14 protein-coding genes are annotated in these 18,825 nt (G+C 71.1%); 8 read left to right on the top strand and 6 right to left on the bottom strand.

Annotation, left to right across the window (positions count from 1 at the left end; genetic code table 11):
* Window positions 1–449: 449 nt before the first annotated feature.
* Together ACQPZF_RS05320 and ACQPZF_RS05315 are read right to left on the bottom strand one after the other, a co-directional pair.
* Window positions 450–4,163, bottom strand: coding sequence for an FkbM family methyltransferase (locus ACQPZF_RS05320; RefSeq protein ID WP_433268861.1), 3,714 nt, complete (start codon window positions 4,161–4,163; stop codon window positions 450–452).
* Between the two features lie 59 nt (window positions 4,164–4,222).
* Complete coding sequence (locus ACQPZF_RS05315) at window positions 4,223–5,566, bottom strand: glutamine synthetase family protein (RefSeq protein ID WP_433268859.1); 1,344 nt, start codon at window positions 5,564–5,566, stop codon at window positions 4,223–4,225.
* Between the two features lie 185 nt (window positions 5,567–5,751).
* Between ACQPZF_RS05315 and ACQPZF_RS05310 the strand changes: the two genes are divergently transcribed.
* The 4 genes from ACQPZF_RS05310 to ACQPZF_RS05295 all read left to right on the top strand — a co-directional run bounded on the left by ACQPZF_RS05310 (window position 5,752) and on the right by ACQPZF_RS05295 (window position 9,101).
* Window positions 5,752–6,393 carry an LppX_LprAFG lipoprotein gene (locus ACQPZF_RS05310; protein ID WP_433268857.1) on the top strand — a complete coding sequence of 214 codons (642 nt, stop codon included), beginning with the start codon at window positions 5,752–5,754 and terminating at the stop codon, window positions 6,391–6,393.
* Window positions 6,390–7,925 carry an MFS transporter gene (locus ACQPZF_RS05305; protein WP_433268855.1) on the top strand — a complete coding sequence of 512 codons (1,536 nt, stop codon included), beginning with the start codon at window positions 6,390–6,392 and terminating at the stop codon, window positions 7,923–7,925. Before ACQPZF_RS05310 ends, ACQPZF_RS05305 begins: the two co-directional genes overlap by 4 nt.
* A gap of 51 nt (window positions 7,926–7,976) precedes the next feature.
* Complete coding sequence (locus ACQPZF_RS05300) at window positions 7,977–8,588, top strand: HdeD family acid-resistance protein (RefSeq protein ID WP_433268853.1); 612 nt, start codon at window positions 7,977–7,979, stop codon at window positions 8,586–8,588.
* Between the two features lie 72 nt (window positions 8,589–8,660).
* Window positions 8,661–9,101, top strand: a complete 441-nt coding sequence (locus tag ACQPZF_RS05295) for a hypothetical protein (protein ID WP_433268851.1) — start codon at window positions 8,661–8,663, stop codon at window positions 9,099–9,101.
* Here ACQPZF_RS05295 and ACQPZF_RS05290 read toward each other — a convergent pair.
* On the bottom strand, window positions 9,098–10,813 hold the full coding sequence (locus ACQPZF_RS05290; RefSeq protein ID WP_433268849.1) for an NAD+ synthase: 1,716 nt from the start codon (window positions 10,811–10,813) through the stop codon (window positions 9,098–9,100). The genes ACQPZF_RS05295 and ACQPZF_RS05290 overlap by 4 nt on opposite strands.
* A 72-nt stretch (window positions 10,814–10,885) precedes the next feature.
* Between ACQPZF_RS05290 and ACQPZF_RS05285 the strand changes: the two genes are divergently transcribed.
* Window positions 10,886–12,448: an alpha/beta hydrolase gene (locus tag ACQPZF_RS05285; RefSeq protein ID WP_433268847.1), complete on the top strand. Its 1,563-nt coding sequence runs from the start codon at window positions 10,886–10,888 to the stop codon at window positions 12,446–12,448.
* A 12-nt stretch (window positions 12,449–12,460) separates the two neighbouring features.
* Here the strand turns inward: ACQPZF_RS05285 and ACQPZF_RS05280 are convergent, their stop codons facing one another.
* Window positions 12,461–12,691, bottom strand: coding sequence for a hypothetical protein (locus ACQPZF_RS05280; RefSeq protein WP_433268845.1), 231 nt, complete (start codon window positions 12,689–12,691; stop codon window positions 12,461–12,463).
* A gap of 87 nt (window positions 12,692–12,778) precedes the next feature.
* Here ACQPZF_RS05280 and ACQPZF_RS05275 point away from each other — a divergent pair, with 87 nt between their 5' ends.
* Together ACQPZF_RS05275 and ACQPZF_RS05270 are read left to right on the top strand one after the other, a co-directional pair.
* Complete coding sequence (locus ACQPZF_RS05275; RefSeq protein WP_433268843.1) at window positions 12,779–13,624, top strand: helix-turn-helix domain-containing protein; 846 nt, start codon at window positions 12,779–12,781, stop codon at window positions 13,622–13,624.
* Window positions 13,621–13,788, top strand: coding sequence for a DUF397 domain-containing protein (locus ACQPZF_RS05270; protein WP_433268841.1), 168 nt, complete (start codon window positions 13,621–13,623; stop codon window positions 13,786–13,788). The genes ACQPZF_RS05275 and ACQPZF_RS05270 overlap by 4 nt, the downstream gene beginning before the upstream one ends.
* On the opposite strand, the gene ACQPZF_RS05265 is transcribed toward ACQPZF_RS05270, so the two are convergent.
* Window positions 13,785–14,609, bottom strand: a complete 825-nt coding sequence (locus ACQPZF_RS05265; protein ID WP_433268839.1) for a helix-turn-helix transcriptional regulator — start codon at window positions 14,607–14,609, stop codon at window positions 13,785–13,787. The genes ACQPZF_RS05270 and ACQPZF_RS05265 overlap by 4 nt on opposite strands.
* Window positions 14,610–14,713: 104 nt before the next feature.
* Between ACQPZF_RS05265 and ACQPZF_RS05260 the strand changes: the two genes are divergently transcribed.
* Window positions 14,714–15,466 carry an SDR family oxidoreductase gene (locus ACQPZF_RS05260; RefSeq protein WP_433268837.1) on the top strand — a complete coding sequence of 251 codons (753 nt, stop codon included), beginning with the start codon at window positions 14,714–14,716 and terminating at the stop codon, window positions 15,464–15,466.
* Here ACQPZF_RS05260 and lysX read toward each other — a convergent pair.
* Window positions 15,450–18,725, bottom strand: coding sequence for a bifunctional lysylphosphatidylglycerol synthetase/lysine--tRNA ligase LysX (lysX, locus tag ACQPZF_RS05255; RefSeq protein WP_433268835.1), 3,276 nt, complete (start codon window positions 18,723–18,725; stop codon window positions 15,450–15,452). The two genes, ACQPZF_RS05260 and lysX, sit on opposite strands and share 17 nt — an antisense overlap.
* Between the last annotated feature and the right edge of the window lie 100 nt (window positions 18,726–18,825).

Genomic DNA, 18,825 nt, shown 5'->3' with positions numbered 1-18,825 from the left:
GGACAACACTGACAACACGAACCGGAATAAGGTCCGTGCATATTGCCAGTTGTCCAGTCAATCTCAAAGGAAACCTCTTGACGAGGTTCATAAATTTACTGGCTATTCGGCACGCTGTTGAGTTCTCAAAGAACACGCGCTCACCATCCTGACCCGCGTCTTACCGCGGCCCATTCCGGGGCTGGTGTTTCATTTTGTTGCTGGAAGCTTAGCTCGTTCGTTTTCGCGATGTCAAATCGGCCGTTTCGGCTTCTCGACTCCGCGACAAACTCGCCGCGCATTCAGTTCACTTGGTTTCTTCCAGACCCGAGGCAGCCACTTAGACTGCTTATTCGTATCTGGGAGCTTGACGCCGCAGTAGTCTACCCGGCCCGATTCGCGGTGTCAACCGCTCGTTCCGAGGTCCTGCCTGGCGACTCGGCAAAAGTTACCCACGGGCCGATCCGAAGTCAAATCGCCTGGTCAGCGGGCTGCCGCAGCGGCACGACCACCTGCGGGCCAGCCGACTTGGCCTGGATCGGGCGCGGTCGCAGCCACAGGGAGAGGGTCCGCATCCCCTCCATGGCGGTCACGATCTGCTCCGGCGACGCCGGTTCACGGGTCGCCACCGGCACCAGGTCGTAGCCCCAGATGCGGAATTCCTTCAGGACCGTGACCGGATCGTCGCCAAACCCCTCCGTGGCCGACGCCGAGAACTCCAGGAACACGTGAGGGCGGTCCCGGCGCAGCAGGCGCACCAATCCCGCGAGCGCACGGTGACCACGGCCCGGCGCGTCCACCCGGACGACGGACAGCTTCATCCCGTGCAGCGCGGGCACGGCCTCCAGCTCCTTGTCGAGCCGAGCGGCCCGCACCTTGGCCGTGTCCTCCGGCGCGTCGGCGGGCAGCGGCGCGACCGAGACCCCGCCGGTCAGCGAGGGCTGCGTCGCCAGCTCGCCGACGCTCTCCCACGCAGCCGCGTCCACGACGACGAGCCGGTCGGCGACCCGTTCGGGCAGGTTGACCTGGACGTTGTGCCGCAGGAGGTCCCGCGCCGACGGGCACGGCTCCACGGCGACCACCGCGCCGCCCGTGCCGAACCGGCTGAGCATCCGCACGGTCTGGTAGCCCACGTACGCGCCGACGTCGAGGAAGATCCCGTCCGGCTCGACCACGGAGTCGATCAGCTCGGACAGCTCCGGCTCCCACACCCCGTTGCTGGACAGCATGGGCAGCATGAACGCGTCGTCCGACGGCAGCCGCAGCAGGCCGACCTCGGTCAGCACCAGCGAGCTGCGCACCTCGGGCACGGCCTCGCTGTGCCGCTCGTGCTCGCGCACCACGACCCGGCGCAGCGCGTCGGCGGTCTGCTGGGCCTGGTTGGCCGCCCGCAGGCCGAAGTCCAGCCTGGTGTCGCGTTCCCGCAGCACCTCCACGACCTTGGACTCCAGCGAGTCGATCCGGTCCAGCGTCCGCTCCAGCGCGACCGCGAGCTTGTCGATCCGCTGTGCCAGGGCGTCGCCCTGCTTGGTCCGCTTGCCGGCTTCGGCGACAACGGCGTCCTCGATCTCCCGCAGCCGCCTGCCCTGGCCGGCCATGTCGGCGCGGACCCGCACCACGCCGTCGTCCAGGCCTAGGACCTGGTCGGACAGTTGGCTCTGGCGTTCCAGGTGCTGCTCGACCTCCGAGCGCAGCGCCTCCAGCTCGCCGTGGCCCATGCCTGCGGTCAGGTCGTCCTGTCGGCGCACCAGGTCCGACACCGTGCGCTCGACGCCGTCCACGAGGGAGCTGAGGACGTCGCGCATGTGGTTGTCGTAGTGGTCGAGCACGCGCAGGACCATCTTGCGCAACTGCGGGGCCATCGGGGTGCGGCTGGCCACGCTGACGTCGGGCTGCCGCAGCAGGGCGTGCTTCGCGGAGTGCAGCGCCTTCAACGGGTCGACGGTCGGGCTCGGGTTGGCCGCCGCCCGGCGCGCGCGCCAGGAGCGGTAGGCGTGCTCGACGCGTTCCCGCAACTGATCGCCGATCTTGGCGACGGTCCGGGTGTCGAGCCGGGCACGGCCCTTGGCGCCGATCGCCCGTGCGGTGGTCAGGTCGTCGGCCAGCGCGCGCAGCAGCTTCACGGCGGCCTCGACGTCCGGCTCGGAGCCCTGGCGGCACGGCACGAAGATCACCGACTGCTTGTCGAACAGCTCGGCGACCGCGCCGTGGTCGGACGTGAGCACGGGGACGCCGCGGGCGGCGTGCTCGGCGAGGGCGGCGGTGATCCGGTCGCCCCGGCCGCGGTGCAGGGAGAGCAGGCAGTCCACCGGGCCGAGTTCGGCGACCAGCTCGATGCGCGGGTCGGCGGCGGTGGCCAGGCGGAGCCGTTCGGCGGCTTCCGGGTGTTCGGCCGCGCCGGTCACGGCGATCCGCAGCGTCACGTCCGCGCGGTCGGTGAACGCGCCGAGGAACGCCGACACCGCGCCGATGACGTTGCCGTCGCGGTCGATCGCGTGGTCGGCGAGCGCCCCGAAGATCGCGCCTTCGTGTTCCTCCGGCTCGTAGGCGTCCTGTTCGAGGACCGGCAGCGGGAGGACGCGGACCGCGGGGCCGCCGGCGCGCTCGACGGCGGTCCGGGTGGTGTCGGAGGGCACCCACAGCTCGTCGGTGTCCGGGGCGAGGCCTTCGTCGAGCCGGTAGTCGACCACGAACCGGCCTGCCGGCACCGGGGTGCGGTGGCCGACGCGGACCACGACCGGGTAGCCGACCGTGGTGGACATGGGCAGGCCGGACGCGCGTGCGGCGGCCTGGAGCAGTTCGGCGGCCTGACCCACGCCGACGACGGACACGCCGAGCTGGTCGTGCAGCACGGGCGCGTCGGCGCGGGGGCTCGGCACGGCGGGCACGGGGAGGCGGCCGGTCGCGACGCCGGCGCCCGCGCACCAGTCGCGGAACGCCGCGCCGTCCGCTCCGAACGGGTCGGGGAACTGCGCGCGCAACGCCTGCTCGCCACGCCACAGGGCGGCGGCCCAACGGGTGCTGCCGGGCAGGCCGGGCGCGGGTTCGCAGGCCCAGGCGAGGAAACCGGCGCCGCCGTCCGGGCCGAACGCGGGCGGCGGGTGCGGGCCGCCGACCGGCGGGCCGTCGACCTGTCCGTCCGGACCGAACGCGGGCGGCGTGCCGTTGACCTGTCCGTCCGCGGTGGGCTTGTCGCGCACGAAGTGGGTCGGGTCGAACACCGAGCCCGCGGTGTCGCGGGCGGCGTCGCGGTAGTCGGCGCGCAGCTCGTCCGGGATCGGGGTGCCGTCGGCGAGCTGCCCGAATCCGTAGCGCACGGGTGCCGGCGTGTAGCCGCGGCGGACCAGTTCCGCCCGGTACGTCGAGCACAGCTCCGCCAGCTCGGGGTGTTCGGACAGCAGCACGCGGGGCCGGTCGGCGAACGCCGCCGACAGCAGCCACGGGCGGCCGGGGTCGAAGCCCTCGAAGTGCACGGTGCGCAGCGGCTCGCCGAGCACGGTGAGCGTGCCGTCGTCGAGGCGGTGGAGTTCGCGCTGGCCCGCGTTCCAGACCGACAGGCCGATCGTGGCGTCCCGCAGCACGTCCAGGCTGACCAGGGCGGGTGCCATGTCGAGCACGGCTTTCGTGGCGTCCGGCGTGCGGCGCAACTGCTCTTCCAGCGACCTCAGGAACGGCTCCGCGCCGGGTGCGACGACCAGGAAGCCCGGGTCGAAGACACCGGTCTCCAGCAGTTCCGTGGGGGTGGGGCGCAGGCCGTCGTCCGGCAGCGGGCGCAGCGCTCTCGGCAGCAGCACCAGCGGGCCGCGGCGGACGGCGTCCAGCACGCGGTCCGCCAGCGAGCCCAGCACCTGCGTCCACGGGTCCAGGTAGAGCACCGGGATGCCCTGGCCCAGTAGCTGCTCCAGCAGTCTGGGGCGGAGCAGGCCGCGGAGCTGCGGGGCCGTGCAGCCGGTCGCGAGTTCGGCCAGCTCCTCCGGCCGGACGCCCAGGTCGGCGGGCGTGACCAGGCCGGGGCCGGAGTTGTCCGGCAGGGCGTCCACCACCAGCGCGAGGAACCGCGCCTCGGGGTGGTGCGCCAGGAACGAACTCGACAGCACCTTCACCGCGGGCAGTTCGGCGGCGGTGGCCACCGTGCACGCGATCAGGGTGGGACGGGCTTCCGAATTCGCGGGAACCTCGGTCACGGTCTGCAAACCTAGCTTCTCCGAGTGCCCGGTGTGGACCACCCGCACGGGTTGTTTCCTCACAGGACCGGCAGCAGCGTGCGCAGCTCGTACGGCGTGACGCTGCGCCGGTACGCGTCCCATTCCGTGCGTTTGTTGCGGAGGAAGAAGTCGTAGACGTGTTCGCCCAGCGCTTCGGGGAGTAGTTCGGAGTTCTCCATCTCGGTCAGCGCCTCACCCAGGTTCTGCGGCAGGTTGTCGTACCCGGCGGCCCGGCGTTCGCGGTCGGTCAGCGACCACACGTCGTCCTCGGCGGGCGGCGGCAGCTCGTAGCCCTTCTCCACGCCCTTGAGGCCCGCCGCGAGGATCACCGCGTACGCCAGGTACGGGTTGCACGCCGAGTCCAGGCTGCGGATCTCGACCCGCCGCGACGACGACTTGCCCGGTGAGTACATCGGCACCCGCACCAGCGCGGAGCGGTTGGCGTGGCCCCAGCACACGGCCGTCGGGGCCTCGCCGCCGACGATCAGCCGCTTGTAGGAGTTGACCCACTGGTTGGTGACGCCGGAGATCTCGCGCGCGTGCTTGAGCAGGCCCGCGACGAACGCCTTGCCCGTCTCGGACAACTGGTACGGGTCCTCGGCGTCGTAGAACGCGTTGCGGTCACCCTCGAACAGGCTGACGTGGGTGTGCATGCCGGAGCCGGGCTGGTCGGAGAACGGCTTGGGCATGAAGCTCGCGCGCACCCCCTGGGTGATCGCGACCTCCCGCACCACGTAGCGGAACGTCATCACGTTGTCCGCCATGGTCAGGGCGTCGGCGTAGCGGAGGTCGATCTCCTGCTGGCCGGGCGCGCCCTCGTGGTGGCTGAACTCCACGGAGATGCCCATCGCCTCCAGCGCCTCGATGGCGTGCCGGCGGAAGTGGGTCGCGGTCTCGTGGCTGGTCTGGTCGAAGAACCCGCCGTTGTCCGCCGGGATCGGCTCGCTGCCGTCGTCGGGGAGGTTCTTGAGGAGGAAGAACTCCATCTCGGGGTGCACGTAGCAGGTGAACCCGGCTTCGCTGGCCCTGGCGAGCGTGCGGCGCAGGACGTGGCGCGGGTCGGCCCACGACGGTGAGCCGTCGGGCATCGCGATGTCGCAGAACATGCGGGCCGAGTAGTTGTTCTTGTCCGGCGTCTGCCACGGCAGGACCTGGAAGGTGGACGGGTCGGGCTTGGCCACCATGTCCGACTCGTAGACCCGCGCGAAGCCCTCGATGGCCGAGCCGTCGAAGCCGATGCCCTCGCTGAAGGCGCCTTCCAGCTCCGCCGGCGCCACCGCGACGGACTTGAGGAAGCCCAGCACGTCGGTGAACCAGAGCCGGACGAACCGGATGTCCCGTTCCTCAAGGGTGCGGAGCACGAACTCCTGCTGGCGGTTCATGGCACGAAGCCTAGGTAAAGCCCGTTACGCACGCGTTGCCGACTCGCGGAAAACCGGTGGGCCGGACTGCGGTCGGGGACGGATGCGCAGGTCAGTGTGGTAGTGCGCGTTCGGGGCGGCGGATCGGGGCGGAAGCTGTGGCCATCGGAGCGTTTTCTCAGCACGGTGGATCTACGATCCCCCGTATGTCCCGTCGTCGCGTCCTGGTAGGCGCGCTCGCACTGCTGCTCGCCGGCTGCTCCTCGTCCTCCGCGGACCTGCCCGCCGGGTCCGAGCTGGTCGCCAAGTCGGCCTCCGCCATGCGCTCGGTGACCAGCACCCACTTCACCATCAAGGTCGACGGCGAGCTGCCGAACGTGTCCGTGAAGGACGCCGAAGGCGACCTCAACGCCGAGGGCGAGTCGAAGGGCCGGGCCAAGGTCGAGCAGTTCGGCCAGCTCCTGGAGGTCGAGTACGTCCTGGTCGACCAGGACCTCTACTTCAAGGGCCCGACCGGGGGGTTCAACAAGCTGCCCGCCGCGCTGGCCGGTCAGCTCTACGACCCGACCGCGATCCTCGACCCGGACAAGGGTGTCGCGAAGGTCCTCGCGAGCGCCAAGGACGCCAGGACGGTCAGCGCCGACGACGGCGGGCACGTGGTCGAGGCGACCGTGCCCAAGGACGTCGTCGCGGGCCTGGTGCCGGGGATCGACGCCGACGTGAAGTCCCGGTTCTCGCTGAAGGACGACCGGCTCACGGACGCGGTCTTCGAGCTGCCCTCCGGGGCCAAGGTCACGATCACGCTGTCCGACTTCAACAAGTCGTTCACCGTCGCCCCGCCGACGTGACGTCCCGTCGGCTCGCGATCGGCGCCGGCGCGCTGGCGGTCCTGCTCGGCGCGCTGGACGCGTACGTGGTGGTCGGCGTGCTGGTGGACATGGTGCGCGACCTGGGCATCCCGGTGAACCACCTGGAGCGCGCGACGCCCGTGGTGACCGGGTACCTGCTCGGGTACGTGGCCGGGATGCCGCTGCTCGGCCAGCTCTCGGACCGGTTCGGGCGGCGGCTGGTGCTCCAGCTTTGCCTGGTCGGGTTCGCGGTCGGGTCGGCGGTCACCGCGCTGGCCGGCGACCTGCCGCTGCTGGTGGCCGGCCGGGTCGTGCAGGGGTTGGCCGGTGGCGCGTTGCTGCCGGTGACGATGGCGCTGGTCGGCGACCTGTGGGACGCGCGGCGGCGGGCCGGGGCGTTGGGCGTGGTCGGCGCGGCGCAGGAGCTGGGCAGTGTGCTCGGCACGCTGTACGGCGTCGGGGTGGCGTCGCTGTTCAACGCGTGGTCGGTGTTCGAGTCGCTGGAGCCGCAGAGCTGGCGGTGGGTGTTCTGGGTGAACCTGCCGCTGGCGCTGGTCGCGATGGTCGTCGTGCAGCGGACCGTGCCCGGTGGCGGCGGGCGGGCGGTGCGGATCGACTTCGTGGGCGGCGGGCTGCTGGCGCTGTCGCTGTCGCTGCTCGTGGTGGGGCTGTACAACCCCGATCCGGAGCACGCCGTGCTGCCGCCGTGGGGGTGGCCGGTGCTCGGCGGCGCGCTGGTCGTGTTCCTCGCCTTCGGGTGGTGGGAGAGGCGGTCCGCGGTTCGGCTGCTGGACCCCGCCGGGGTGGCGATGCGGCCGTTCCTGGCGGCGCTCGCCGTGTCGCTGGCGGCCGGTGCGGCGCTGATGGTGACGTTGGTGGACGTCGAGCTGTTCGCGCAGACGGTGTTGCGGCGGGACTCGGCGGCGGCGGTGGCGCTGCTGGCGCGGTTCCTGATCGCGTTGCCGGTCGGCGCGCTGGTCGGCGGGTGGCTGGCGGCGCGGGTCGGCGACCGGTGGGTGTCGTTCGCCGGGATGGCCGTGGCGGGTGTGGCGTACGTGCTGATCGCGCGGTGGCCGGCGGACGTGTCGGCGTTCGTGCTGGACCGCGACCTGGCGATCGCCGGGTTCGGGCTGGGGCTGGTGATCGCGCCGGTGTCGGCGGCGGTGCTGCGGGTCGTGCCGGACGTGCAGCACGGGGTGGCGTCGGCGGCGGTCGTGGTGGCGCGGATGACCGGGATGCTGGTCGGGGTCGCGGCGCTGTCCGCGTGGGGGCTGCACCGGTTCCGGGAGCTGACGGCGGACCTGGACACGCCGCTGCCGTTCGGGGTGCCGCCGGAGGAGTTCAAGCGGCAGGCCGAGGCCTACCAGCGGGCGCTGTCCGACGCGTTGCTGACCGAGTACCACGAGATCTTCCTGATCACGGCCGTGATCTGCGGTGTCGGCGCGGTGGTCGCGCTGCTGCTGCCGTCCGGGCACCGTTCTGACGAGGCGCCGGACGCCGCGCGGGATCTGCGGGAGTCCCGGAACGGGTGATACCGGGATTCGGGACTGCACGGTCGGGCGTCGCGGCGCACGCTGGCCGTCATGGCGCATTTCGAGGCTGATGCGGGTGGCACGACTGATCAGGCGCGGTCGCTCGCGGCGCTCGGTCAGTCGAAGGCGTTGCGGATCACGTTCGGCGTGGTGACCGTGCTGATCGGGGTCCTGGTGCTGGTCTGGCCGGGGATCACGATCCTCACGGCGGCGGTGCTGTTCGGGGTCCAGTTGCTGATCACCGGGGTGTTCTGGCTGATCAGCTCGTTCACGGAGAGCCGGGCCACGAGCGGGTACCGGGTGCTGTTCGCGGTCGCCGGGGTGCTGGCGCTGGTGGCGGGCATCCTGAGCCTGCGGTCGCCGTTCCAGACCGTCGCGGTGCTGGCGCTGCTGCTCGGCGCGACCTGGGTGGTCGGCGGGGTGGCCGAGATCTTCCACGGGTTCGGGAACAGCGGGTGGACCGTGTTCTCCGGGTTCGTGACGCTGGTCGCCGGGATCGTGGTGCTGGTCATGCCGATGTCCAGCCTGGTCGCGCTGGCCTGGTTGCTCGGCATCACGCTGCTGGTGCTGGGCGTGCTGAGCATCGCGGCGGCGGTGACGGACGGTCGCGCGCCGGCCACCCGGCCGAGCCCGGGAACCACCGGCCGGGCCGCCCACGCCTGAGCGCGGGATCGGCCTTTCGGCACACCCGCCGGGTCGTCGCACGCGCTAGCGTGCTCGATCGGGGGGGTAGACGTGGCAGAACTTCGCGTGCAGCGACTCGCACGGTGGACATGCGCGGCGATCGTGGGTTTGTCGCTGCTGGTGGGAGCGTCGGCGTTGGCCGAGCCGGACGAGCCGCCGCCACCCACCCGGGCCGAAGCCGAGGCCGTGCTGGACGACGTCGTCCGGTTCGCCCGAGCGGGTGACTACACCGGCCTGTGCGAGTCGGAGCTGGCCGCCGGCGGCGTCTGCCGGCAGTTGGTGGACAGCGCGCGGCAATCGGGGTGGTCTCCGGGCCCCGACCGGCCCGAAGTGGTCGGCATGAGCACGCCGAAGTCGGGCGTGGTGCTCCACCTGCGCGGTGTGCGCGCCGACGGGACGCCGTTCACCAGCGATTTCGAGGTGTCGCGCCACCCTCGCGGGCTGCACGCGAGCACCCCGGTCTACTGGTCCGGCGTGCAGCTCGCCGGTTAGCCCTCGCGCCAGCCGTTGGTGATCGGCAGCCGGCGGTCGCGGCCAAAGGCCTTGAAGGTGATCTTGGTGCCCGGCGGGTACTGGCGGCGCTTGTACTCGGCCCGGTCGACCATCCGCAGGACCTTGTCGACCAGTTCGTGGGCGAAGCCCATCGCGATCAGGTCGCGGTAGCCCTTGTCGCCCTCGACGTAGTCGTCCAGCACCGCGTCGAGCAGCTCGTAGTCGGGCAGCGAGTCGGTGTCCACCTGACCCGGCCGGAGTTCGGCCGACGGGGGCTTGCTGATCGAGTTCTCCGGGATGGGCGGCAGTTCGCCGAGCTTCTCGGCCTGCGCGTTGCGCCACCGCGCCAGGTCCCACACCAGGGTCTTCAGCACATCCTTGATCGGCGCGAAACCGCCCACCGCGTCGCCGTAGATGGTCGAGTAGCCGACCGCGAGCTCGGTCTTGTTGCCGGGCGCGAGCACCAGGTGGCCGTGCTGGTTCGACAGGCCCATCAAGGTCACGCCACGGCACCTGGCCTGCACGTTCTCCTCCGCCAGGCCGGTCAGACCGAGCTGGTCCACGAACACGCGGACCTGGTCGGCGATCGGCTGCACGTCGTAGTGCAGGCCGGTGCGCTGGGCCAGGTCGTGGGCGTCGGACCTGGAGTGCTCGGACGAGTAGTCCGACGGCATCGAGACGCCGTAGACCGAGTCCGCGCCGAGGGCGTCCACCGACAGGGCCGCCACGACCGCCGAGTCGATGCCGCCGGACAGGCCGAGCACGACCGAGCGGAAGCCGTTCTTGTGCACGTAGTCGCGCAGGCCGGTGACCAGCGCGTGCCACACCTCCGCCTCGTCGGACAGCGGTTCGGCGGCTTGCGGCGCCGGGAGCGGCTCGTACGCCGGGAGCGGGTCCTCCGTCAGCGTCCTGCGGTGCACGGTGAAGCCGTCGACCAGGCCTTCCGTGCGCGCCGCGCCGCCGGGCAGGTCCAGGTCGAGCACGACCAGGTGCTCCACGAACTGCGGCGCGCGGGTGACGAGCGTGCCGTCCGCGGTGACCACCATCGTGTCGCCGTCGAACACCAGCTCGTCCTGGCCGCCGATCAGGTTCACGTACGCCAGCGGGGCCTTCGCCTCGGCCGCGCGGCGGGCCACCAGCGGCAGGCGGGCGTCGTCCTTCTTGCGCTCGTACGGCGAGGCGTTCGGCGAGACGACCAGGTCCACACCCGCCGCGCCGAGGGCGGCGACCGGGCCGCCGTCCTGCCACAGGTCCTCGCAGATCACCATGCCGATCTCGACGCCGTGCAGCCGGACGACGTCCAGCGTGTCGCCGGGCGTGAAGTAGCGGCGCTCGTCGAACACGCCGTAGTTCGGCAGGTGGTGCTTGTACTGCCGCGCCACGACCTCGCCCCGCCACAGCACGGCCGCCGCGTTGCGCATACCGCGCTCGTCGCGGTCCAGGTAGCCCACGAACACCGGCAGGTCGCCGCAGCCCGCCTCGTCCAGCCGCGTCGCGAGGTCGGTCAGCGCCTGCCGGGACGCCTCCGCGAACGACGCGCGCAGCGCGAGGTCCTCCACCGGGTAGCCGGTGAGCGCCATCTCCGGGAAGACGGCCAGGTGCGCGCCGGCCTCGACGGCTTTGCGGGACCAGTCGAGCACGAGTTCGGTGTTGCCGGCCAGGTCGCCGACACAGGCGTTGACCTGGGCGAGGGCGAGTCGGAGCTGTGGCATGGGGGCATTCTCGCTCACGTGGGGCGGGCTTGGTGGCCGATGTGGCCGGCGAGTCACACCTACCATCGGGGTGTGCGCCGTTCCCTCACCCTGTTCCTCGTCCTGCCCGTGCTGGCGTCCTGCACGTCGGTCCTGCCGGGTTCACCGACCCCCGGCACGGCACTCGAACAGCGCGGACCCGCCGGCGCCGTGCCCGCCGGGCTGGAGCGCTTCTACGGCCAGCAGCTCGGGTGGGAGGACTGCGGCGAGTACGCCACCACCGGGACCACCCGGGCGCAGTACCGGAACAAGAAGAGCATCGAGTGCGCACGCCTCGAAGTTCCGCTGGACTACGCCAAGCCGGACGGCCGGACGATCCGGCTCGGCCTGCTCCGGCAGAAGGCGACCGGCGACCGGATCGGGTCGCTGATCATCAACCCCGGCGGCCCCGGCGGGTCCGGCATGTCGGCGGCGGCCGGCCTCGGCACACGGGTGGGCAAGACCGCGCTCGGCGAGCGGTTCGACCTGGTGGGCTTCGACCCGCGCGGGGTCGGGGCCAGTCAGCCTCAGGTGCGGTGCCTGACCGACGCCGAGCGGGACGTCGACCGCCTGGACGTGGACCTCGACACCTCGCCCGCCGGGATCGCGCAGACCGAGGCGGAGAACAAGGCGTACGCCGAGAAGTGCGCCGCCGCCAGCGGGCCGGAGTTCCTGGCGAACGTCGGCACCCGGGACGTCGTGCGGGACCTGGACGTGATGCGGTCGGCGCTGGGCGACGAGAAGCTGAGCTACCTCGGGTACTCGTACGGGACGCACATCGGGGCCGGGTACGCGGCGGCGTTCCCCGGCAACGTGCGGGCGCTGGTGCTCGACGGCGCGGTGGACCCGACCCAGAACCAGGTCGAGTCGCTGATCGCGCAGGCCGCCGGGTTCCAGAAGGCGTTCGACGCGTTCGCGGCGTGGTGCGCCAAGCGCCAGGACTGCGCGTTGGGGGCGGACCCGGCGGGCGCCAGCAAGGCGTTCCGGGACCTGACGCTGCCGTTGGCACAGCGGCCGGTCGACGTGGGGTCGCGGAAGCTGTCGTACAACGACGCGATCACCGGGGCGGTCCAGGCGATGTACTCGGAGGAGCTGTGGGGGCCGCTGAACTCCGCGTTGACGGAGCTGAAGAACAACCGCGGCGAGGTGTTGATGCAGCTCGCGGACGCTTATTACGACCGTGACCAGGAGGGGAAGTACGGCACGATCACCGATGTGTTCACGGCCGTGAAGTGCGTGGACGAGCCTCGGGTGACGGATCGTGCGGTGCTCGACGACGTGGCTCGGCGGTACAAGGCCGCCGCGCCGTTCATGGACGACGGCAACCCTCCGGTGGGTGCGCTGGATTCGTGCGCTTTCTGGCCTGTGCCGCCTTCTGTGCAGTCGGAGAAGCCCGTGGCCGGGTTGCCGCCTACGTTGGTGATCTCTACTACCGGTGATCCGGCTACGCCTTACCAGGCCGGGGTGAGTCTGGCTCAGGCGTTGGGCGGTGGATTGCTGACGTTCGAGGGGAACCAGCACACCGTGTACTTGCAGGGCAATGAGTGCGTGGATCCGGTCGGGGACGAGTACTTGATCGATCTGAAGTTGCCGGCGGCGGGGAAGGTCTGTTCCTGAGCCCGGACGGGTCTAGACCCAGACGAGTCGGGCGATGTTGTCGACGGCGTTGAAGATGTCGAGAGCGCCTTCAGGCTCTTGAAGGCTCATCCGCAAGTCGCCGTCCACCGAGATGACCTCGGTGTGCTCTTCCAACACCAGGCCCCAGGCGGCCACCCAGGTTTCATCCTCGTCTTCCTCCACGACGGCGAACATGCGCGGGGCGCTGCCGGTGACCATGTCCTGGATCAGCGATTCGTCCATAACTCGACGGTAAACCCGACATGTCATGTTGCCTAGTCGCTCGTTCGAGCGATTGCCGGGCAGTACGACTCGGGCAGACTGGCCGCCATGACGAGCGGCCAGAGCCCGACCGACTACCGCGCACGACTCGGCGAGCGGCTGCGGGAACTGATGCGGCAGGCCGGCGTGACGAAGGCCGACATCCAGGAGACGTTGGGCGGCTGCTCCGACTCGAAGGTCGCCAAGATCCTGCGCGGAGACCACTCCGTCGCGCCGCTTGAACTTGCGGCTGTGCTCGACCGGCTGGGCGTCCAGGATCCCGAGCGGTCCGATCTGTTGCACCTGGGCGAGGAAGGTCGCCGCCGTAGACCGAAGACACCTTGGGGCTCGGCCATTCCAGACCGGCTGCGGAAGTTCTTCAACACCGAGGAGACCGCACAGCGCATCGAGCTGTACCGGCCGGATCTGCTGCACGGCTTGGTGCAGACCGAGAACTACGCGCGAGCGGTGATCGAGACCAACTCGACCCTGCGGCGCGACGAGATCGAACGCCTGGTGCAGGCCCGGCTGGCCCGCCAGGCGCGGCTGACCGGACCGAATCCTCCGGACTACACGCTGATCATCCGAGAAGCCGTGCTGCGGGCACCCGTCGGCAGCGCGGAAACGCGGCGGGAGCAACTCGGGCGGCTGCGGCAGTTGGTCAAGCTGCCGCACATCACCATCCGGATCATCCCGGACCGCGTGGGGCTCACCAGTGCGCTGTACTTCCCCTTCATGATCCTCACACCGACCGGCGATCGCGGCAAGACGGTGTACGTCGAGACCTTGACCGATGGTCTGCTGGTCGATGAGGAAAAACGGATCGCGCACTACGAGGTGGTGTTCAAGGAGCTGCTGGCGGTCTCGGTCGGGGGTGGGGAAGCGACCCGTTTGATGGATAAGCTCGCTCCGTGACAGTTCTGTGGCGTAAAAGCAGTTATAGCGGCAACAGCGGCGGCGATTGTGTCGAGCTTCGGGCCGGGCTCGGGGCCGTTCGGGACTCGAAGAACAGCGGTGTGGTGCTTGAGGTTCCGCCGACCAGGTTGGCCGCGTTCCTCGCAGCGGTGAGGCGGGCCTAGGCGTCCACCGACGCGGACCAGCTTGCCAGCAGGCGCAGGCGTTCCTCGGTCGGCGAGCCCTCCTCGGCCGTGTAGACCCCGAGGTGCAGTCCCGGGTCACCGGGCAGGCGCAGCATCTCGTAGTCCAGGTCCAGGTCACCCACCACGGGGTGGCGGATCAGCTTGACGCCGTGGGTCTTCTCCAGCACCGCGTGTTGCGCCCACAGCTTGCGGAACGTCTCGTCCTTGACCGACAGCTCCCCCACCAGCTCGGCCAGCCGGGCGTCGTCCGGGTGCCGGCCCGCGTCGAGCCGGAGGGTGGCCACGGTGTCCGCGGCGACCGCCGGCCAGTCGCGGTAGAACCGCCGGGTCTCCGGTTGCAGGAACGTGTGGCGCGCGTTGTTGAGCATGTCGGGTTCGAAGTCGGAGAAGCCATAAAGGGCGTCTGCCAGCGCGTTCCACGCCAGCAGGTCCGTGCGGCGGCCCATCACGAACGCCGGGACCTCTTCCATGCTGTCCAACAGCCTGCGCAGACCCGGTCGCACCCGCTGCGGCACGGCCTTACGCGCTGTGGTCGGGCGGACGAGGTTGCGGAGGTGGACGCGTTCGGTCTCGTCCAGTCGCAGGACGCGGGCCACGGCGTCCAGCACCGCGTCCGACACGGCCGGCGTCCGGCCCTGCTCCAGGCGCATGTAGTAATCGACGCTCACACCCGCGAGCAGCGCCAACTCCTCCCGCCGCAGTCCCGGGACGCGTCGCCGGCCACCGCCGGGCAGCCCCACGTCGTCCGGTCGCACGCGGGCCCGCCGGGTCCGCAGGAACTCGCCCAGGTCGTGGTTCACGCCACCCAGTATGGCCCCGATCGCCCGGCTCATCCTGGTCCTGCCAGACCTAGGGAAAACCGGAGCCTTCGATACCCCCGGCCGGCGGCCCCAGGCTGGTCCCCATGACGACATACGACCTAACCAACCGCACCGCCGTGGTCACGGGCGCCGCCAGCGGCATCGGGGCCCAGACCGCCCTGGCGCTCGCCCGCTCCGGCGCACGGGTCGCGCTGCTGGCCCGGCGGACCGAGCGGATCACCGAACTGGCCGACACCATCACCGCCGAGGGCGGCCAAGCGCTTGCGGTCACCGCGGACGTGACGCGGGACCTGTCCGAAGCCGTCCAGGCCGTCCACGACGCCTACGGCCGGGTCGACCTGGTGGTGAACAACGCGGGCGTCATGCTCGGCAACCCCATCACCGAGGGCCGGACCGACGAGTGGTCGCGGATGGTCGACACCAACATCAGCGGTGTGCTCAACGTGACCAACGCGTTCTCGAAGGACCTGGTCGAGGCCGCTCGACTGGGTGCTGCGGACCTGGTCACCATCTCGTCCGTGGGCGCGCACCAGACGTTCCCGGGCTTCGCCGTCTACACCGCGACGAAAGCCGCCGTCACCCACCTGGCAGCGAACCTGCGCACCGAACTCGGCCCGCTGGACGTGCGGGTGACCAACGTCGAACCGGGCTACACGGACAGCGAGCTGATCGACCACATCGACAACCCCGCGATCAACGCGAACCTGGACACGTGGTTCGACGGCGTCGGCAGGCTGACCGCCGCCGAGGTCGCCGACGTCGTCGCCTACGCCACCAGCCGCGCCAAGCACGTCAACCTGCGGCAGATCGTGGTGCTGCCTACTCGGCAGGTCTGACGAACGGGAACAGCACCGTCTGCCGGATCGAGGCGCCGGTCAGCATCATCAGCACCCGGTCGACGCCCATGCCGAGACCGCCGGTGGGCGGCATCCCGTGCTCCAGCGCCGCCAGGAAGTCCTCGTCCAGCTCCATCGCCTCGACATCGCCGCTGGCCGCCTGCGACGACTGGGCCTCCAGCCGCCGCCGCTGCTCCAGCGGGTCGGTCAGCTCCGAGTACGCCGTGCCGATCTCCGCCCCGAACGCCACCAGGTCCCAGCGTTCGGCCAGGCGGGGGTCGGCGCGGTGCTGCCGGGTCAGCGGCGACACCGAGAGCGGGAAGTCGGTGTAGAAGACGGGCTCGACGGTCCGCGGCTCGACCAGCTTGTCGTACGCCTCCAGGACGATCCGCCCGTGGTCGGCGTCGTCGTCCGCCGTGATGCCGAATTCGCCCACCAGGGAACGCAGGATCGGCAACGGCGTGTCGGCCGTGACGGTCTCGCCCAACGCGCGCGACACGGCCTGGTGGACCGTGACGATAGGCCACTCGCCCGAGATGTCGACCTCCTCGCCATCCCGCAGCGCGACCTGTTTCCCGTGTGCGGCAACGGCCGCGTGCTGCACCAGCTCACGCATCAGGTGCATCATGTCGGTGTAGTCGGCATACGCCTGGTACGCCTCCAACATGGTGAACTCGGGGTTGTGGGAGGCGTCCGCGCCTTCGTTGCGGAAGTTCCGGTTGAGTTCGAACACCCGGTCCACGCCCGCCACGCACAGCCGCTTCAGGTACAGCTCCGGCGCGATGCGCAGGTACATGCGCATGTCGTAGGCGTTGATGTGGGTGACGAACGGTCGGGCGTTCGCGCCGCCGTGCACGGATTGCAGCATCGGCGTCTCGACTTCGAGATATCCCCTGCCGTGCAGGAACTCCCGGATGCCGCGCACCACGTCGCTGCGCACCCGCAGCATCCGGGCGGACTCCGGGTTCACCACCAGGTCGAGGTACCGGCGGCGGACCCGCGCCTCCGGGTCGGCGAGACCCTTCCGCTTGTCCGGCAACGGGTGCAGGCACTTCGCGGTGACGGTCCACTCGTCCGCCAGGACGGACAGCTCACCGCGCCGCGACCGGACCACCTCGCCGCGCACGCCCACGTGGTCGCCCAGGTCCACCCCGGCCTTCCAGGACGCCAACCCGTCGTCCCCCAGGTGTTCCGCGTCGAGCATCAACTGCAGCTCACCGGTCAGGTCGCGGATTCGGGCGAAGCACAGGCCGCCCAGCTCACGCAGCGCCACCACCCGCCCGGTCACCGAAACCGTGTCGCCGAAGCGTTCCGACGCCTCGGTCAGCGCGCAGTCCCGGTCGAACCCCACCGGGTACGGGTCGATGCCGTCCGCACGCAACCGGTCCAGCTTCGCGATCCGCACCCGCACCTGCTCGGGCCGCCGCACGGGCTTCGGCTCGACCTTGAGCGCCTCGATCTCGGCCACGGCGGTGGTGAACTTCGTGCCGGTCGTCTCGTGCCGCAACGCCCGTCCGGACCCGCGCTTGAACAGCGACCGCAGACTCGGCACGAACCCCTCGGCGACACCGGCGGCCATGCTCACCCACGGCAGGTGCCGGGTGCGGGCGTAGCACAGGAACCGGGGCTCCCAGTCCGGCTGGTACTTGGCGTTCGACCGGTACAGCGACTCCAACTGGAAGAACCGCGACGCCAGGCCCAGCACCGCCCGCCACGCCCGCAGCACCGGCCCCGCGCCGATCTTCCCGCCTTCCTCGAACACCGCGCGGAACATCGCGAAGTTCAGTGAAATCCGTTGCACGCCAAGGCGTCGGCCCGCGTCGGCGAGCGCCGCGACCAGGTACTCGTTGAGCCCGTTCTCCGCGGTCCGGTCACGCCGCATCAGGTCCAGCGACACACCTCGCCGCCCCCACGGCACGAACGACAGCAGCCCGCGCAGCCGACCGTCGGCGTCGTAGGCCTCCACCATCACGCACCGGCCGTCGGTCGGATCGCCCAAGCGCCCCAACGCCATCGAGAACCCGCGCTCGGTCTCCGCGCCCCGCCACCGCTGCGCCAGGTCCAGGATCGCCGCCATCTCGTCCGGCGGGATCTCCGCGTGCCGCCGCACCCGCGCGGTGTACCCGGCGCGTTCCACCCGGCTGACAGCCTGCCGCACGGCCCGGCGCTCCGGCCCGGCCAGGCTGAACTCGCGCACGTCCAACACGGCCTCGTCGCCGATCTCCAGCGCCTTCAGGCCCGCCGCCGCGTACACGTGCGCACCGCGTTCGCTCGCGCCCAGCACGCCCGGTATCCAGCCGTACCGCCGCGCCTCGTCCAGCCACGCCCGCACCGCGAGCGGCCACGCGTCCTCGTCGCCGACCGGGTCGCCGCCGGCCAGCGTGGTGCCCGCGAGGACCCGGTAGGTCAGCGCGGCCCGGCCGTTCTCGGCGAACGCCGCGCTCCTGTCCCGGCGGGTGGCGAAGTAGCCCAGCGAGTCCCGCTCGCCGTGCGCCGCCAGCAGCCGCCGCACGCCCAGCTCCTCGGAGTAGTCCAGCACCCGGCTGGACCGCTCGCCCCGGAAGAACACGTACAGCGCGCCGATCGCGACCAGCGTGCCGCCCAGCCCGAGCAGGACGCTCAACCACGGCGGCCCCTCGCGGACGCCCGCGCCGTGCAGCGGCACCACCTCGCCGGTGACCTGGTTGGCCGCCCAGACCAGCTTCTCCCCGACCCCCTCCAGCCGGCCGGGGAACACCTCGGCCAAGCCCCAGCCGACCAGGCACAGCACCGCCAGGCCGCCGAGGAACACGACCAGCCCCTGCCGCCACGCGCCGGGCGCGAGCCGCGCCGGGAACGCCGGGCGCAACGTCCACAGGAAGGCGATGATCGCGGTGGTGACGACCGCACCGCCGACGAGCGTCGTCAGCACCTCGGTCCAGTCCACCTGCTCGTCGGGGCCGAGGAACTGGGTCGGGTCCACCGAGTAGGCGAACAGCACGACCAGCACCGCGGTCAGGTTCAGGGCCTCGAACAGCAGCAACGTCCACAGCGCGGCCCGTTTGCGGCGGCGGGCCGCGGCGCCGAGCACCACCAGGACCAGGGCGATGAACAGGTTCGCGTCGACCGGCAGGCCGAGCCACGACGACATCGCGACGATGGCCTCGCCGAGGTCGGAATCCTCGCCCACGACCAGCAGGACCAGGGAGGCCAGCGCCGCGAGCTGCACGACCGTGGCGACGACACCCGCCGCCCGCCACTTCCACCGGGGCACCGCCACGTCACACTCCAAGGAGAGCCGTCTGTACGGAGTGCCGGTGCCTGGCAGCCGGCACCTGATGCCGGTGGACCGGCCGGACGCCGTCGCACCGGCCGTCATC

Origin of the sequence: Actinosynnema sp. CS-041913 (genome assembly GCF_050942485.1) — a bacterium.
GTDB lineage: Bacteria > Actinomycetota > Actinomycetes > Mycobacteriales > Pseudonocardiaceae > Actinosynnema.
The sequence above is the reverse complement of the archived record's forward strand: the minus strand, read 5'-3'. Positions and strand labels throughout refer to the sequence as shown.

Bases quoted from the DNA above. Each gene is read 5' to 3' on its own strand.
- ACQPZF_RS05315 (WP_433268859.1), bottom strand. From the start codon at position 5,566: ATGAACCGCCAGCAGGAGTTCGTGCTCCGCACCCTTGAGGAACGGGAC.
- ACQPZF_RS05310 (WP_433268857.1), top strand. From the start codon at position 5,752: ATGTCCCGTCGTCGCGTCCTGGTAGGCGCGCTCGCACTGCTGCTCGCC.
- ACQPZF_RS05300 (WP_433268853.1), top strand. From the start codon at position 7,977: ATGGCGCATTTCGAGGCTGATGCGGGTGGCACGACTGATCAGGCGCGG.
- ACQPZF_RS05290 (WP_433268849.1), bottom strand. From the start codon at position 10,813: ATGCCACAGCTCCGACTCGCCCTCGCCCAGGTCAACGCCTGTGTCGGC.
- ACQPZF_RS05280 (WP_433268845.1), bottom strand. From the start codon at position 12,691: ATGGACGAATCGCTGATCCAGGACATGGTCACCGGCAGCGCCCCGCGC.
- ACQPZF_RS05275 (WP_433268843.1), top strand. From the start codon at position 12,779: ATGACGAGCGGCCAGAGCCCGACCGACTACCGCGCACGACTCGGCGAG.
- ACQPZF_RS05260 (WP_433268837.1), top strand. From the start codon at position 14,714: ATGACGACATACGACCTAACCAACCGCACCGCCGTGGTCACGGGCGCC.